Genomic DNA, 12,747 nt, shown 5'->3' with positions numbered 1-12,747 from the left:
CGCGGGTCCGCGATTGGTGGGGACAGGAGGGTCCGCTCAGCGGCGGGCGCCCGCCCGGGGCAGGTCCTCGACGTCCGGTGCGGCGAAGCCGGGCCGGTGGAAGCCGCCGCGGACGCCGCGGGCCGACAGCTGCATGACGAACGCCAGCACCCGCGCGACCGCGGTGAACAGCTGCGCGGGCACCTCCTGGCCGATCTCGCAGGAGGCGTGCAGCGCGCGGGCCAGCGGGACGTCCTGCACCAACGGCACCCCCGCCTCCGCGGCCCGCTCGCGCAGCTTCGCGGCGACCTCGTCGGCACCCTTCGCGACGACGCGGGGCGCGCCGCGGTCGGGCTCGTACTTCAGCGCGACGGCGACGTGGGTGGGGTTGACCAGCAGGACGTCGGCGTCGGCGACCTCGGCCATCATCCGGTTGCGCGACATCGCCATCTGCGTGGCCCGGCGCTGGGCCTTCACGTGTGGGTCGCCCTCGGAGTTCTTGTGCTCCTGCTGGATCTCGTACTTGCTCATCCTGAGCTCCTTCATCGTCCGCTTGCGGACGATGAGGTAGTCGGCGACCGCGATGACCAGGCCGGTGACCGCGACGACGCGGATCATGAGGACGGCGGAGTCGGTGAAGGTCGCGGTGATCGCCGACAGCGGCAGCGCGCCGGCGGACGACACCAGCTGCTGGGCGCGGTCGCTGGTCACGACGACGACGGTGCCCAGCGCCGCGGTCTTGATGACCGCCTTGGTCGCCTCCCAGAGCCCGTGGCCGCCGAACATCCGCTTCACCCCCGGGAAGGGGTTGAGCTTCTTCAGCGTCGGCTTCATCGGCTTGCCGGTGACGGCGACCCCGCCCTGCGCGGCGGTCGCGGCGACGCCGACGACCATGAGGGCCACCGCCATCGGCAGCGCGACGGTGACGAAGGTGTCCAGCGCCTGCCCGAGCAGGGCGGTGACCGCCTCCACCTCGGGGGCCTCGACGACCACGCCGACCTGCACGAACATGGCGCCGACCTCGTCGAACGCGTTGCGCACCAGCATCGGCAGCAGGAAGCTGGCCACCGCGGCGCCGACCCAGGTGCCCAGTTCCTGGGTCCGGGGGATCTGGCCTTCCTTGCGCGCCTTCTTGAGGCGCTGCGGAGTGGGGTCCTCGGTCTTCTCCCCACCCGGTCCGTCCTTGGCCACGGCTCACCCCCTCCCGTGCCCGGCGAGACCGTCGAGCTCGCACGCCTGGGAGGGCGCAGCCGGGCGAGATCGCCGATCTCGCCGGGTGGACGCCGCCGTCGGGCCCATCACCCGCTCCGCAGGGAGACCATCGCCCGGACCGCGTGCTCGAGCAGCGCGTCCAGGGCGGGGGGCAGCAGCGGGAAGGTCAGGCCGAGCAGGGCCATCGTCAGCATGATCTTCACCGGGAAGCCGAAGGAGAAGATGTTGAGCGCGGGCGCGGCGCGCGACAGCAGGGCGAGCGCGACGTCGGCGAGCAGGAGCACCGCCACCATCGGCCCGGCGATCTGCAGCGCGGCCAGGAACATCAGCGACAGCGCGGTGATGAGCACCTGGGCCAGCTGCTCGGTCGGCACCGACCCGCCGACCGGCAGCCCCTCGTAGGAGGTGGCGAAGCCGCGCACGACGAGCAGGTGGCCGCCGCTGGTGAACAGCAGCGTGGTCGCCAGCAGGTAGTGCAGCCGGCCGACCGAGGAACTGGTCGTCATCGACAGCGGGTCGTAGGCCGGCTGCAGCGAGAAGCCGCCGGTGAGGTCGATCAGGTCGCCGGCGTACTGGACCGCGGCGAACAGCACGTGGACGACGAAGCCCAGCGCCGCCCCGATGGCGACCTCGGTGACCGCGCCGACCACCAGGAAGCCGGTGGTCGGGTCCGGCAGCTCCGGGGCGATGCGGGTCATGAGCGCGACCGACAGGGCCAGCGCCAGCGCCCCCTTCACCGGGGCCGGGATGCTCTTCGAGTTGAACGGCGGGGCCAGCAGGACGAAGCCGGTGGCGCGGGCGGTGCCGAGCAGCAGCGCCGCCATGGTGCCCGCCGGGACCTCGAGGTCCACGGCCGCTACGTCCGGTCGAGCAGGCGGGGCAGCGAGTCGAACAGGCCCTGGGTGAAGGTGACCAGCTCGGAGAGCACCCAGTTGCCCGTGACCAGCAGCGCGATCGCGACCGCGATGACCTTCGGCACGAAGGAGAGGGTCGGCTCCTGGATCTGCGTCGCCGCCTGGAACAGCGAGATGAGGAAGCCGACCAGCAGTGCGGTGAGCAGCACGGGCGCGGCGACCTTGGCGGCGACCAGCATGGTCGCGACGGCGATCTCGGTGACGTCCGCGTCGCTCACGACGACTCCTCACCGGCGCTCGTCGCCGCCGCTCGCAGCGCTGCTGTGCTCATCGACGAGCTCGCGAGCTCGCTCATCCGTAGCTCCCCACCAGCGCCGTGGTGATCAACGCCCACCCGTCGACCACCACGAACAGCAGCAGCTTGAACGGCAGGGACACGATCACCGGCGGCACCATCATCATGCCCATCGACATGAGCGCGGCGCTGACCAGCATGTCCAGCACCAGGAACGGGATGAAGACGACCAGCCCGATGATGAACGCGCTCTTCAGCTCGGACAGCACGAACGCCGGGACGAGCGTCGTCATGCTCACCGCCGCGGCGTCGGTCGGGGCCTCCTCGCCGGAGAGCCCGACCATGAGCGACAGCTCGTCCTCGCGGGTGTTGTCGAGCAGGAACTCCCGCAGCGGCACGACGCCCACGTCGTAGGCCTGCGACACCGTCATGACGCCGTTGAGGTACGGCTGGACGGCGGTCTCGTTCATCTCGGACAACACCGGGCCCATGACGAACAGGGTCAGGAACAGGGCGATGCCGGTGAGCACCGTGTTCGGGGGCGACATCTGCATGCCCAGCGCGTTCCTGGTCAGCGACAGCACCACGATGATCTTCGTGAACGAGGTGGCCAGCAGCAGCACCGCGGGCGCGACCGAGAGCACGGTGATCGCGAGGATCAGCGTGATCGACGTGCTGGGGCTGCCGCCGCCGATCGAGATGTCCACGCCGCCGTCGACGCCGGGGACGACGGGGGCGGTCGGGGCCGTGGGCTCGACCGGCGCGGTGGGAGCGGCGGACGCCGGGCCGGCCAGCAGCGCGAGCACCGCACCGAGCAGCGCCGCGAGCAGCAGGACCAGCCCCACGCGCCGGGCGACCGGGACGCCCCGGACGGGAGCGGGGGAGGAGGTCATCAGCGGCGGACCGTCCGCTCGCGCAGCTGGCTGACGAACGTCGTCCAGCCGTTGCGGTCGAACACCGAGCCGGCGAGCGCGCCGGGCGCACCGGGCCCGCCGGTCAGCGCGGGCTGGGCGGCCAGCCGCCGCTCGGCGATGGCCTCCTCGACGACGTCGCCGTCCACCTCGGCGAGCAGCGTGACCTGCTCCTCGGTGGAGCCGACGACCAGCACGCGGTCGGCGATGCGGACGACGCTGACGCTGCTGGCCCGGCCCATGCGCTGCCGGGCGACCACCTCGATGAGGCCGTTGCCCTGGCCGATGCCGCGCTTCTTCGCGACCCGCGCGGCGAACCAGAGGACGCCGCCGATGAAGGCCAGGGAGAGCACCAGCCGGATGACCATCCACGTCATGACGTCTGCGCCCCGATCTCGGATGCGGCGGCGTCGGTGACGATCTCGCTGATCCGCAGGCCGAAGTCCTCGTCGACGACGACGACCTCGCCGCGGGCGATCAGCGTGCCGTTGACCAGCAGGTCGGCCGGGGCGCTGGCGGCGCGGTCGAGCTCGACCACCTCGCCGGGGTGCAGCGAGAGCAACTCACCGACGGTCATCCGGGTGCGGCCGATCTCGACGGTGACCTCCATGGCCACGTGCCGCAGCAGGTCCAGGCTGCCGCGCTGGGTGCGGGCCTGCGGCAGCGTCACCTGCAGGGCGAGGACCGCCTCGACGGTGACGCCGCCGGCCAGCAGCGGGACGGCGACGAACATGCCCTTGTCCCGCAGGCCGTCCATCGCGGTGTCCGGGTCCTCGGTGCGCTCGGCGTCGACGCGCACCCGGCCCAGGGTCGCCGCGGCGGCCTCGAGGGCCGGGCGCAGCGCGGTGGCGACGTCCATCGGGCCGACGGGGGAGTTGGCGAGGGCGTCGACGACCTCGGCGGAGACGACGAGGACGACGTCGCCGCTCACCTCGCCGGAGAGCCTGGCCGCGACCGCGGTGGCGGCCGTGGCCGGGGCGAGGACGGCGTCGGGGTCGCTGACCGGCGCGCCGGGGACGAGCTCGGCCGTCGCCGGGACCAGCGCGGCCGCGGCCCGCGCGGCGGAGGCCACGACGGCGATCACGGTCTCGGAGGCCTGGGTGTGGTCCACGGTGGCGGTCATGCGGTGTCCTTCTGGGCTCGGTTCTGCGAGGTGGCCGGGGTGGGGACGATGGCGGCGGCGAGCCGGCGCCGGTGGTTGCTGGCGATCGCGTAGGCGAAGGTCACCTCGTTGGTGGTGACCTCGAGCGGGGCGTCCTGCGGGTGGCGCAGCAGCAGCACGTCACCGACGGCGAGGGAGAGCAGGTCCTCCGACGACACCTCGAGCGGGGCGAACCGCACGCCGACGTCGACCGGCACCTGGGTGAGCCGCTCGCTGAGCGCCTCGAACGCGCGCCGGCGCTTGGCCTGGGCCGACTCCGACAGCTGCGGGGAGGCGGCGTTGTTCAGCGGCGTCTGGAAGGAGGAGAAGGGCAGCACCAGCGTGGCCTCGCCGGTGCGGCTGCCGATCCCGATGGTGTAGGAGGCCACCATCACGGTGTCCGAGCCGGCCGCGGCCTGGGCCAGCTGCGGGTTGTACTCGATCTCGCTGAGCTCGGGCTGCAGCTCGATGATGTGCGCGAAGGAGCCGGCGAACTCCGACAGCAGGCGGCCGAGCAGGTGGTTGGTGATCGCCGTCTCCATGACCGTCATCGGGCGGTCCGGCTGGTCGGCGGAGCCCGAGCCGCCGAGCATGTGGTCGACGGCGGCCATCGCGATGTCCAGCGGGTACGCCAGCACGCCCTTGCCGGCCAGCGGCTCGATGGTGAAGGTCGCGAGGAAGCAGGGGTCCGGGAGCGAGGCGACGTAGTCGTCGTAGGAGTGCTGCTCGATGCCCAGCAGCTCCAGCCGTGCGCCGGCCCGCAGCATCGTGGTGAGCACCGTCGTCGTCTGCCGGGCGAACGCCTCCTGGGCGATCTGCAGGACCCGCACGTGCTCCCGCGAGAGCTTGGTGGGGCGTCGGAAGTCGTAGGTGCGGGGTTCGCCGCGGCGGCTGCGCCCGGTGGGGGCGGGTCCGTTCTCGGGGCGGGTCACACGTGGTTCATCGGCGGGGAACGAGTCCGCCCTGACCGGCGGCGCGGGGCTCGGCCGGTCAGGGCGGACGGGTGTGACGGGTGGTGCGAGGGAGGCTCACCGACGGTGCGCCTCCGGGGTCACTGGGTCACGTACTCGGTGAGGTAGACGTGCATGACCATCGGGACGCCGTCCTCGGTGTAGGCCTCGACGATCTTGTGCTCCAGGGCCTCCTTGAGCGCGTCCCGGGCGCCCACCACGTCCGCCGGCTGGGCCTGCGAGTAGGTGGCGATCACCAGGTCGAGGGCCTTGGCGCCGTCGACGCCACCGCTGCCGTGCCCGCCGGCGGCGGCGGCCGCGGTGTACTCCAGGGTGATGCCGATCTTGAGGAAGCCGCCGCCGGCGAGGTTGACCGCGATCGGCTCCAGGGCGGTGTACCCACCGTGCTCGGGCTCCGGGGCCGCCTCGGCCTCGCCGCTGCTCGCGAACAGGAAGAAGTACGCCGCACCGGCGATCGCGAGCACGACCACGAGGCCGACGAGGAGCAGCTTCCTCTTGCCGCCGCCCTTCGCCTCGTCCCCCTCGGGGGTCTCGTCCTTCTTCGTCTTCTTGTCAGCCATGGGTCTCCTCCTGGGGGGTGCCGGCGGCGGTCGGACCGGCGTCGGTGGTCGCGGCGTCGAGGCCGGGGAGCAGTTCCTTGGCCTCGGCGGAGGCGTCGGACAGGACCACCACGTCGACGCGGCGGTTGACGGAGACGGAGCTCGGGTCCGTCGGCGGGACCAGCGGCCGGGTGTCGGCGTAGCCGTTGGCGACCATCCGGGCGCCCGGGACCCCGCCGGTCGTCAGGTACCGGACGACGGTCGTCGCGCGGTAGGCCGACAGCTCCCAGTTCGACGGCCAGATCCCGCCGGGCGTGACCGGCAGGTGGTTGGCGTGGCCCTCGACCCCGAGGGAGTTCGGCAGCCCGCGCAGCGTGGGGGCGATCGCGTCGAGGATCTGCCGGCCCTCGGGCCGCAGCACCGCCTGCTCGGCGTCGAACAGGACCTGGTCGGCCACGATGTGCACGACCAGGCCACGTTCGTCGATCTCGAAGCGCGCCGCACCGGCGTGGCCGGCGGCGGCCAGCGCGGCCGCGATCTGCTCCCGCACCTCGGAGAGGTCCTCGTACTCGGCCCGGGCCTCCGCGGCGACCTGCCGCGCCTCGGCGAGCGCGGCCTGCGCGGCGGCGGCGTCCACCTCCGCCTGCTCGACGGTCTCCTCCGGGGCGATGGCCGAGGCGATGTCGACCGCACCGGGCAGCCCGTCGAGCACCGAGCCCTCCGGCGTCGGTCCGGGCTGCACGGTGATCGGCCCGCCGAAGCTCGCGGACAGGCCCTTGGCCAGGGCGGCGAACTTCTCCTTGTCCACCTGGCTCATCGCGAAGAGCACCACGAACAGCACGAGGAGCAGCGTCATCATGTCCGCGTAGGACACCAGCCACCGCTCGTGGTTCTCGTGCTCCTCCTCCTCGTGCTTCTTGCCGCGGCGGCGGCCGCCGTGGCCGCCGGAACTCACGGCGTCCCCTCGGTCGAGTGCGCGAGCCCGCTCACGACGCCGGCGCCCGGGCGCTCGTCGGCGACGCGAGCGGCGCTGCCGTGCTCATGGCCGCAGCTCCCGCTCATGCCGCCTCCTTGGCGACCTCACTGGGCGGGATGAGGGAGGTGAGCTTGAGCCGGACCGCGCGCGGGCTGGTGCCGGCCTGGATCTCGGTGATGCCCTCGACCAGCAGCTCCATCTGCGCGGCCTGCAGCTCGCTGACCCGCAGGATCTTGGCGCCCATCGGCAGGAACCAGAAGTTGGCGGCCATGACGCCCCACAGGGTCGCGACGAACGCCGCGGCGATCATCGGGCCCAGCGACTCGGGGTTGCTGAGGTTCCCCATCACGTTCATCAGGCCGACGATGCAGCCGACGATGCCGATGGTCGGGGCGTAGCCGCCCATCGCGTTCATGAACTTGGCGGCCACCTTGTCCTCCGCCTTCTTGGCGGAGATCTCGCTCTCCAGGACCGCGCGCAGCTCCTCGGGGTCGGTGCCGTCGATGCCCATCTGCAGACCGCGCTTGAGGAACGGGTCCTCGATCGCCTTGACCTGCGCCTCCAACGCGAGCAGGCCCTCCTTGCGGGCCCTCTCGGCGAGGCTCACCAGGGTCTGGATCTGCTCGGTGGCCGGCGGGACCTTGGCCGGCATCACGGCCATCTTGAACCAGGCGGGCAGCTTCTTGAGGTCGTCCATCGTCTGGCTGGACATCGCCGCGCCGAACGTGGCGACGATGACCAGGATGATCGCGGGGAGGAAGAGCAGCGACGTCGGGTCGGCCCCCTCCATGACCATGAAGATCAGGAGCGCGACGAGGGAGACGACGAACCCGATCAGGGTGGCGGGGTCCACGGGTCAGCGCTCCTCGCGGGCCGGGAAGGGGACGACCGCGGCGTGCGCGTCCTCGTCGGTGGTGCGGAACGGCGACCGGTAGGTGCCGCGGTCCATCTCGTAGGCGGTGGCGAGGATGCTCGCCCGGTACTCGCGGATCTCCACGAGCACCTCGTCGACGCTCTCCGAGACGATGTACTTGGTCCCGTCGACCAGGAACACGACGGTGTCGGGGTGGCCCTCGACCCTCTCGACGAGGTCGGGGTTGAGCGCGAACCGCTCTCCGTTCAGGCGCGTCACACGGATCACGGGGGGTCCTCTTGCTCGCTCGGGGAGGGGGTGGCGGCGACCGCTCGAGGGGCTGCCGGTCTGCAGTTGTCTTCGGCGTGGCGCGGGCCCGCCTTGAGCCGAACGGGCCGCCTCACCCCTGCGGGGGAGGGGGGTGACCTGCGTGGACGCAGGGGTGCCCGGACGACGGTGGCCCGGCCCCTCGCGAGGAGGGGCCGGGCCACATCGCACCTGCCGGGGGCGGCCCTCCTGCCGGGGCCCGCCGCGAGCCTGCGTGCGGTGGGGGGGCAGGAGGGTCCTTCGATCACCGCTTCAGGTTCACCAGGTCCTGCAGCACCTCGTCGGAGCTGGAGATGACGCGGCTGTTGGCCTGGAAGCCGCGCTGGGCGACGATCAGGCCGGTGAACTCCTCGGCCAGGTCGACGTTGGACATCTCCAGCGCGCCGGCGATGAGCGAGCCGCGCCCACCGCCGCCGGGCTCGCCGATCGCCGGCTGACCGGAGTTGTCGCCGACCCGGAAGGAGCTGTTCCCGGCCTTCGCCAGGCCGCCGGGGTTGGCGAAGGTGGCCAGGGCGAGCTTGCCGATCGGCTCGCGCAGGTTGTTGGAGTAGACGCCCATGACCGTGCCGTCGCCGCTGAGCGAGATCGACTGCAGGGAGCCCATCGCGTTGCCGCCCACCCGCGCGGGCGTCAGCCCGGAGGGGCCGCCGAACTGGCGCAGGTCGGCCAGGTCGATGGTGATCTGACCGGGCCAGCTGCCGGCCATCGAGGCGTCCGGCGTGATCTGGAAGGTCCGCGAGGCGGCCGGCAGGGTGCCCGCGATCGGGTCGAAGGCCAGCGGGCCGGCGGTGCTGGCGAGGACGGCCTCGTTCTCGTCCCGGGCGACGACGTTCCAGGTGTTGGCGCCGGTCTTGGTGAACGACAGGCTGATCTGGTGCGCCTTGCCCAGGGCGTCGTACATGGTCATCTGGGTCTGGACGCCGGTGCCGTTGGCCGCCGCGCTGGACAGGTTGCCGACCACCGCGCCGGTGTCGGTCTCGGTGGGCTGCATGACGTCCCCGAACGGGACGGTCAGCTGCCGGATCGGGCCGTTGGTGTTCACCACGCCGTCGGTCGCCATCCAGCCCTGGAGCAGGGCGCCGTCCGGGGTGACGAGGTTGCCCGCGGCGTCGTAGCTGAACGACCCGGCGCGGGTGTAGAGCTGCTCGTTGCCGGCCTGGGTGATGAAGAAGCCGTCGCCGCTGATCATGAAGTCGGTCGACCGGCCGGTGTTCTGGGCCGCACCCTGCTCGAAGTTCGTCGTGATGCCGGCGACCTTCACACCCAGGCCGACCTGGGCCGGGTTGGTGCCACCGGCCTGGGCCGTCGGCGCCGAGCCGTTGCGCACGACCTGGGACAGGGTGTCCTCGAAGACGGTCTGGGAGCTCTTGTAGCCCACGGTGTTGACGTTGGCGATGTTGTTGCCGGTGACGTCGAGCTTGGTCTGGTGGGCGCGCAGACCGGAGATCGCGGAGTTCATGGAACGCAGCACGGGGGGCTCCTCGGGTGTGTCGGGGGGTGGCGGGTGGGGGGGCGTCAGCGGGTGCCGGGCAGCGAGACCTCGGTGAGCCGGCCGATCGGGACGTCGACGCCGTTGACGACCGCGCTGGGCTCGGCGCCGGAGATCCGCACGGAACCGACCGTGCCGGTCACCGTGGCGCCCTTCTCGTCGGTGTAGCTGACCGTGTGGCCGACGAGAGCGCCGGCGGAGAGCGACCGCTGCAGTGCCACCAGGGAGGCGTTCTGCGCGGCGATCTCCTCCAGCTTCTCCACCTGGGTGAACGTCGCGGTCTGCGACATGAACTCGGTGGTGCTGGTCGGGCTGTTCGGGTCCTGGTACCGCATCTGGGCGACCAGCAGCTGCAGGAACACGTCCTTGCCCATCTGGTCGGTGCGGGTCACCGTGCTGGTGGCGGGTGCGCCGGCGGCGCCGCCCACCCCGGAGACGGGACTGGTCATCGGTCGCTCCTCTCAGACCCGGACGTCCAGGCCGGACGACGGGACGGCGGTGGTTCCTGGGGTGGTGCGGCCCGAGTCGGCCTCGGCGCCGCGCAGCCACGGCCGGCTGCGACCGTCGGGCTGCCCCTGCTGGCCGGCGCGGTCGCCGGTCGCCTGCTGCTGCGCCGAGGCCCACGAGCCGCCCGTGTCCCGGTCGACCGAGGCGTTGGAGAGGCTGAGACCGGCGCCGGCCAGGTCGCGGCGCAGCTCGGGCAGGGCTTCCAGCAGCGCGGCGCGGGCGGCCTCCGTGGCGCTCTTCAGCGCGAGGTCGACCGAGCCCTGGCTCAGGGTCACCTGGACCTCGACCGGCCCGAGGGTCTCCGGGGTGAGCACCACGGTCATGGTGTGCGTGCCGTCCGGGGCGGTGCGCAGGACGGCGACCTGCTGCGCGACCTGACCGGAGACCGGCGGCGCCGGCTGGGCGGCCGGCTGGGTGGTCGGCACCGGTGCCGTCGTCGGGACGGCGGGGATCGGGACGGCGGGGGTGGCCACCGCGGCGGGGCTCGCACCCGTGGCCGGCGCAGGAGCCGGCGCCGGGGCGTCCCGGTCGGGTGCGGAGCCGGTGCCGGTGCCGGCACCCTCGGCCGGAGCCGGGGTGGCGGCCGGCTGGGGGAGCGGGACGACGCGGTCCGGGGCCACGAGCTCCGGCGCCGCCGGGGGCCCGGGCGCGTCCGCAGCGGCGAGCACGACGGTGAACCCGGGGAGCGGGTCGGCCGTGGCGGTCGCCGGGGCCGGCCCGGGGGTGGGGGGCAGGACGGCGTCGGCTGCCGGCGCGGCCGGGACGGGGACCGCACCGGCCGGGAACCCGGTCGGTGCGGGCGCGGGGACGCCGGCGGGCGGTACCGCCGCGGGGACGTCGGCGGGTGGTACCGCCGCGGGGACGCCGTCCGGGACGACGGGCGGCGCAGCCACGGTGCCGGCGACGGTGCCGGTCACCGCGGCGCCCGCGGAGCCGGCGGCGGCCTGGTCGACGGCGTCCGCCGGTCCGGGCGCGCCCGGGCCGATGCCGGTGAGCAGGGCCCACAGGCCCGGTGGCATGCCGGCGCCGGAGACGGCGGGCTGTGCGACGGGCTGCTCGGCGGGGGGCTGCTCGCCGGCCGGGGCCTCCGGAGCCGGCTCGGCCGGGGGACCATCGGTCTCCCCGGCGCCTTCCTGGCCACGCAGGCCGCTCTGCCCGCCGGCGACCGCGTCGTCCAGGGCGGAGGCGAAGCGCTCCCGCCCGCCGGGCGCATCGGTCGCGGCCGGGCTCGCGGCGGCCGGCGCGGGCGCCGGCGGGGCCGGTGCGAGGGGTGCTGTCATCGGAGGGCCTCTGCCTTGCTCATCACGCTGCGGACGTAGTTCTGGGTCTCGGCGTACGGCGGGATGCCGCCGTACCGGCGGACGGTGCCGGGCCCGGCGTTGTAGGCGGCCAGGCCCAGCTCGGTGGAGCCGAACTGCTCGGTCAGGCCGGCCAGGTAGCGGGCCGCGCCGTCGACGGCCGAGGCCGGGTCGAGCGGGTCGACGCCGAGGCCCCGGGCGGTGGCGGGCATGAACTGCATGAGGCCCTGGGCGCCGGCAGGGGAGACCGCGGAGGCGTTGAACCCGGACTCCTGCTTCGCGACGGCGGCGAGCAGCGCCGGGTCGACGCCGTGCCGGCTGCCGGCCCGGGTGAACAGGTCGGCGTACGGGACGCCGGACAGCGACGCGCCGGTCGCCGTCCCGGACCCGGTGGACGCCGTCTCCGCGGGCAGCACCCGCCGGATGACCGCCGGGTTGCCGACGTCCTGCACCTTGACGACCTCGCCGGCCTGCGGGGCGGCGATCATCTTGCCGTCGCCGACGTAGATGCCGACGTGGTCGATCCCCGGCCGGCCGGGGGAGTGGTCGAAGAACACCAGGTCGCCGGGTCGTGCCTCGGCCAGCGAGGCGACCGCGGTGCCGGCGGTGGCCTGCTGGGAGGAGGTGCGCGGCAGGTCGATGCCGAGGTTGCCGTACACGAGCTGGGTGAAGCCGGAGCAGTCCAGGCCCTTGGCCGGGTCGGTGCCGCCCCACAGGTAGGGGACGCCGAGGTACTTGCGCGCCTCGGCGACGACGGCGCCCTCCGAGGCGCTGCCGGCGGTGGCGGTGCCCGCCGCCGCGGAGGTGGCGCCGGTGCCGGCGAGTCCGGCGGCGGTGGCGGCCGCGGTCCAGTCGGCGGAGGCCGCCGGGCGCGGCGCGGTGAGGAAGCGGGCCTGGATCTCGCTGATCCGGGACTGCACCGCGGTCAGTCCGTCCACGCCGCCTCCTCGTCGGTGCGGGTGCGGCGGCCGGAGCGGCCGGTGACGAGGTCGTCCACGGTCCTCTCCTCGGCAGCCTGCTCGGCCAGTCGCACCGCCTGGAGGTGTCGTTCTCGCAACCGCTCCAGGCCCTTGGTGCGCTGGGCAGCCGCGGTCCACGCCGCGCGGACCAGCTCGGCCTGCTCGGCCGACGCGGTCGCCAGCGACCGGGCCGCGGCGGCGTCCTCGGCGGCCAGCCGGCCGAGCACCATCGCGGCGGCGAAGGCGCCGGGGGAGACCGGACCGGCCGGCAGGACGGCGGCGACCGCCGCCTCGGCCTCGGTGGCGCGGCGGTCGGCGTCGGCGGCGGCCCGGGCGGCCTCGGCGGCGGCGAGCGCCGCCGCCCGCTCCTCGGTGCGGCGCACCTCGAGGACCGGTTGCAGCCGGAAGGCGGCCCGCTTCACCGGCGGGAGGAGGT

The 12,747-nt window shown here is 73.9% G+C and carries 16 protein-coding genes; all 16 read right to left on the bottom strand.

Features of this window, described 5'->3' with window-relative positions; translation table 11 throughout:
- Positions 1–36: 36 nt before the first annotated feature.
- Positions 37–1,170, bottom strand: coding sequence for an EscU/YscU/HrcU family type III secretion system export apparatus switch protein (locus tag BMW27_RS22025; RefSeq protein WP_091448478.1), 1,134 nt, complete (start codon positions 1,168–1,170; stop codon positions 37–39).
- 107 nt (positions 1,171–1,277) lie between these two features.
- A complete protein-coding gene (gene fliR, locus BMW27_RS22020) occupies positions 1,278–2,042 on the bottom strand; it encodes a flagellar biosynthetic protein FliR (protein ID WP_091448477.1) in 765 nt (254 codons plus the stop codon).
- A 5-nt stretch (positions 2,043–2,047) separates the two neighbouring features.
- Complete coding sequence (gene fliQ, locus BMW27_RS22015; protein ID WP_012947163.1) at positions 2,048–2,323, bottom strand: flagellar biosynthesis protein FliQ; 276 nt, start codon at positions 2,321–2,323, stop codon at positions 2,048–2,050.
- A gap of 73 nt (positions 2,324–2,396) precedes the next feature.
- Positions 2,397–3,233 (bottom strand): flagellar type III secretion system pore protein FliP, encoded by an 837-nt coding sequence (fliP, locus tag BMW27_RS22010; protein WP_091448475.1) that lies wholly within the window; start codon positions 3,231–3,233, stop codon positions 2,397–2,399.
- Complete coding sequence (gene fliO, locus BMW27_RS22005) at positions 3,233–3,628, bottom strand: flagellar biosynthetic protein FliO (RefSeq protein ID WP_091448474.1); 396 nt, start codon at positions 3,626–3,628, stop codon at positions 3,233–3,235. The genes fliP and fliO overlap by 1 nt, the downstream gene beginning before the upstream one ends.
- Positions 3,625–4,374: a flagellar motor switch protein FliN gene (gene fliN, locus BMW27_RS22000; protein ID WP_091448472.1), complete on the bottom strand. Its 750-nt coding sequence runs from the start codon at positions 4,372–4,374 to the stop codon at positions 3,625–3,627. The genes fliO and fliN overlap by 4 nt, the downstream gene beginning before the upstream one ends.
- Positions 4,371–5,324, bottom strand: coding sequence for a flagellar motor switch protein FliM (locus BMW27_RS21995; RefSeq protein WP_091448469.1), 954 nt, complete (start codon positions 5,322–5,324; stop codon positions 4,371–4,373). Before BMW27_RS21995 ends, fliN begins: the two co-directional genes overlap by 4 nt.
- Positions 5,325–5,443: 119 nt before the next feature.
- The gene (locus tag BMW27_RS21990) at positions 5,444–5,923 is read right to left on the bottom strand and encodes a flagellar basal body-associated FliL family protein (RefSeq protein WP_091448467.1); all 480 of its coding nucleotides are present in this window, start codon (positions 5,921–5,923) and stop codon (positions 5,444–5,446) included.
- Positions 5,916–6,857 carry an OmpA/MotB family protein gene (locus tag BMW27_RS21985; RefSeq protein WP_091448465.1) on the bottom strand — a complete coding sequence of 314 codons (942 nt, stop codon included), beginning with the start codon at positions 6,855–6,857 and terminating at the stop codon, positions 5,916–5,918. Before BMW27_RS21985 ends, BMW27_RS21990 begins: the two co-directional genes overlap by 8 nt.
- A gap of 103 nt (positions 6,858–6,960) precedes the next feature.
- The gene (locus BMW27_RS21980; protein WP_091448463.1) at positions 6,961–7,731 is read right to left on the bottom strand and encodes a flagellar motor protein; all 771 of its coding nucleotides are present in this window, start codon (positions 7,729–7,731) and stop codon (positions 6,961–6,963) included.
- Between the two features lie 3 nt (positions 7,732–7,734).
- Positions 7,735–8,019, bottom strand: a complete 285-nt coding sequence (locus BMW27_RS21975; protein ID WP_012947171.1) for a flagellar FlbD family protein — start codon at positions 8,017–8,019, stop codon at positions 7,735–7,737.
- A gap of 283 nt (positions 8,020–8,302) precedes the next feature.
- Entirely contained in the window at positions 8,303–9,529 is a 1,227-nt protein-coding gene (locus BMW27_RS21970) for a flagellar hook protein FlgE (RefSeq protein ID WP_091448461.1), read from the bottom strand.
- A 44-nt stretch (positions 9,530–9,573) separates the two neighbouring features.
- The gene (locus BMW27_RS21965) at positions 9,574–9,996 is read right to left on the bottom strand and encodes a flagellar hook capping FlgD N-terminal domain-containing protein (protein ID WP_091448459.1); all 423 of its coding nucleotides are present in this window, start codon (positions 9,994–9,996) and stop codon (positions 9,574–9,576) included.
- 12 nt (positions 9,997–10,008) lie between these two features.
- Complete coding sequence (locus BMW27_RS24445) at positions 10,009–11,334, bottom strand: flagellar hook-length control protein FliK (RefSeq protein ID WP_175486620.1); 1,326 nt, start codon at positions 11,332–11,334, stop codon at positions 10,009–10,011.
- Complete coding sequence (locus BMW27_RS21950; protein ID WP_091448454.1) at positions 11,331–12,290, bottom strand: lytic transglycosylase domain-containing protein; 960 nt, start codon at positions 12,288–12,290, stop codon at positions 11,331–11,333. Before BMW27_RS21950 ends, BMW27_RS24445 begins: the two co-directional genes overlap by 4 nt.
- Positions 12,278–12,733: a flagellar export protein FliJ gene (locus BMW27_RS21945; RefSeq protein ID WP_091448452.1), complete on the bottom strand. Its 456-nt coding sequence runs from the start codon at positions 12,731–12,733 to the stop codon at positions 12,278–12,280. Before BMW27_RS21945 ends, BMW27_RS21950 begins: the two co-directional genes overlap by 13 nt.
- Positions 12,734–12,747: the final 14 nt, after the last annotated feature.

Source organism: Geodermatophilus poikilotrophus, assembly GCF_900111455.1.
GTDB lineage: Bacteria > Actinomycetota > Actinomycetes > Mycobacteriales > Geodermatophilaceae > Geodermatophilus > Geodermatophilus poikilotrophus.
Note: the sequence above shows the minus strand (reverse complement) of the source record. Positions and strands in the feature narration are given on the sequence as shown.

Bases quoted from the DNA above. Each gene is read 5' to 3' on its own strand.
- fliP (WP_091448475.1), bottom strand. From the start codon at position 3,233: ATGACCTCCTCCCCCGCTCCCGTCCGGGGCGTCCCGGTCGCCCGGCGC.
- fliO (WP_091448474.1), bottom strand. From the start codon at position 3,628: ATGACGTGGATGGTCATCCGGCTGGTGCTCTCCCTGGCCTTCATCGGC.
- fliN (WP_091448472.1), bottom strand. From the start codon at position 4,374: ATGACCGCCACCGTGGACCACACCCAGGCCTCCGAGACCGTGATCGCC.
- BMW27_RS21990 (WP_091448467.1), bottom strand. From the start codon at position 5,923: ATGGCTGACAAGAAGACGAAGAAGGACGAGACCCCCGAGGGGGACGAG.
- BMW27_RS21965 (WP_091448459.1), bottom strand. From the start codon at position 9,996: ATGACCAGTCCCGTCTCCGGGGTGGGCGGCGCCGCCGGCGCACCCGCC.
- BMW27_RS24445 (WP_175486620.1), bottom strand. From the start codon at position 11,334: ATGACAGCACCCCTCGCACCGGCCCCGCCGGCGCCCGCGCCGGCCGCC.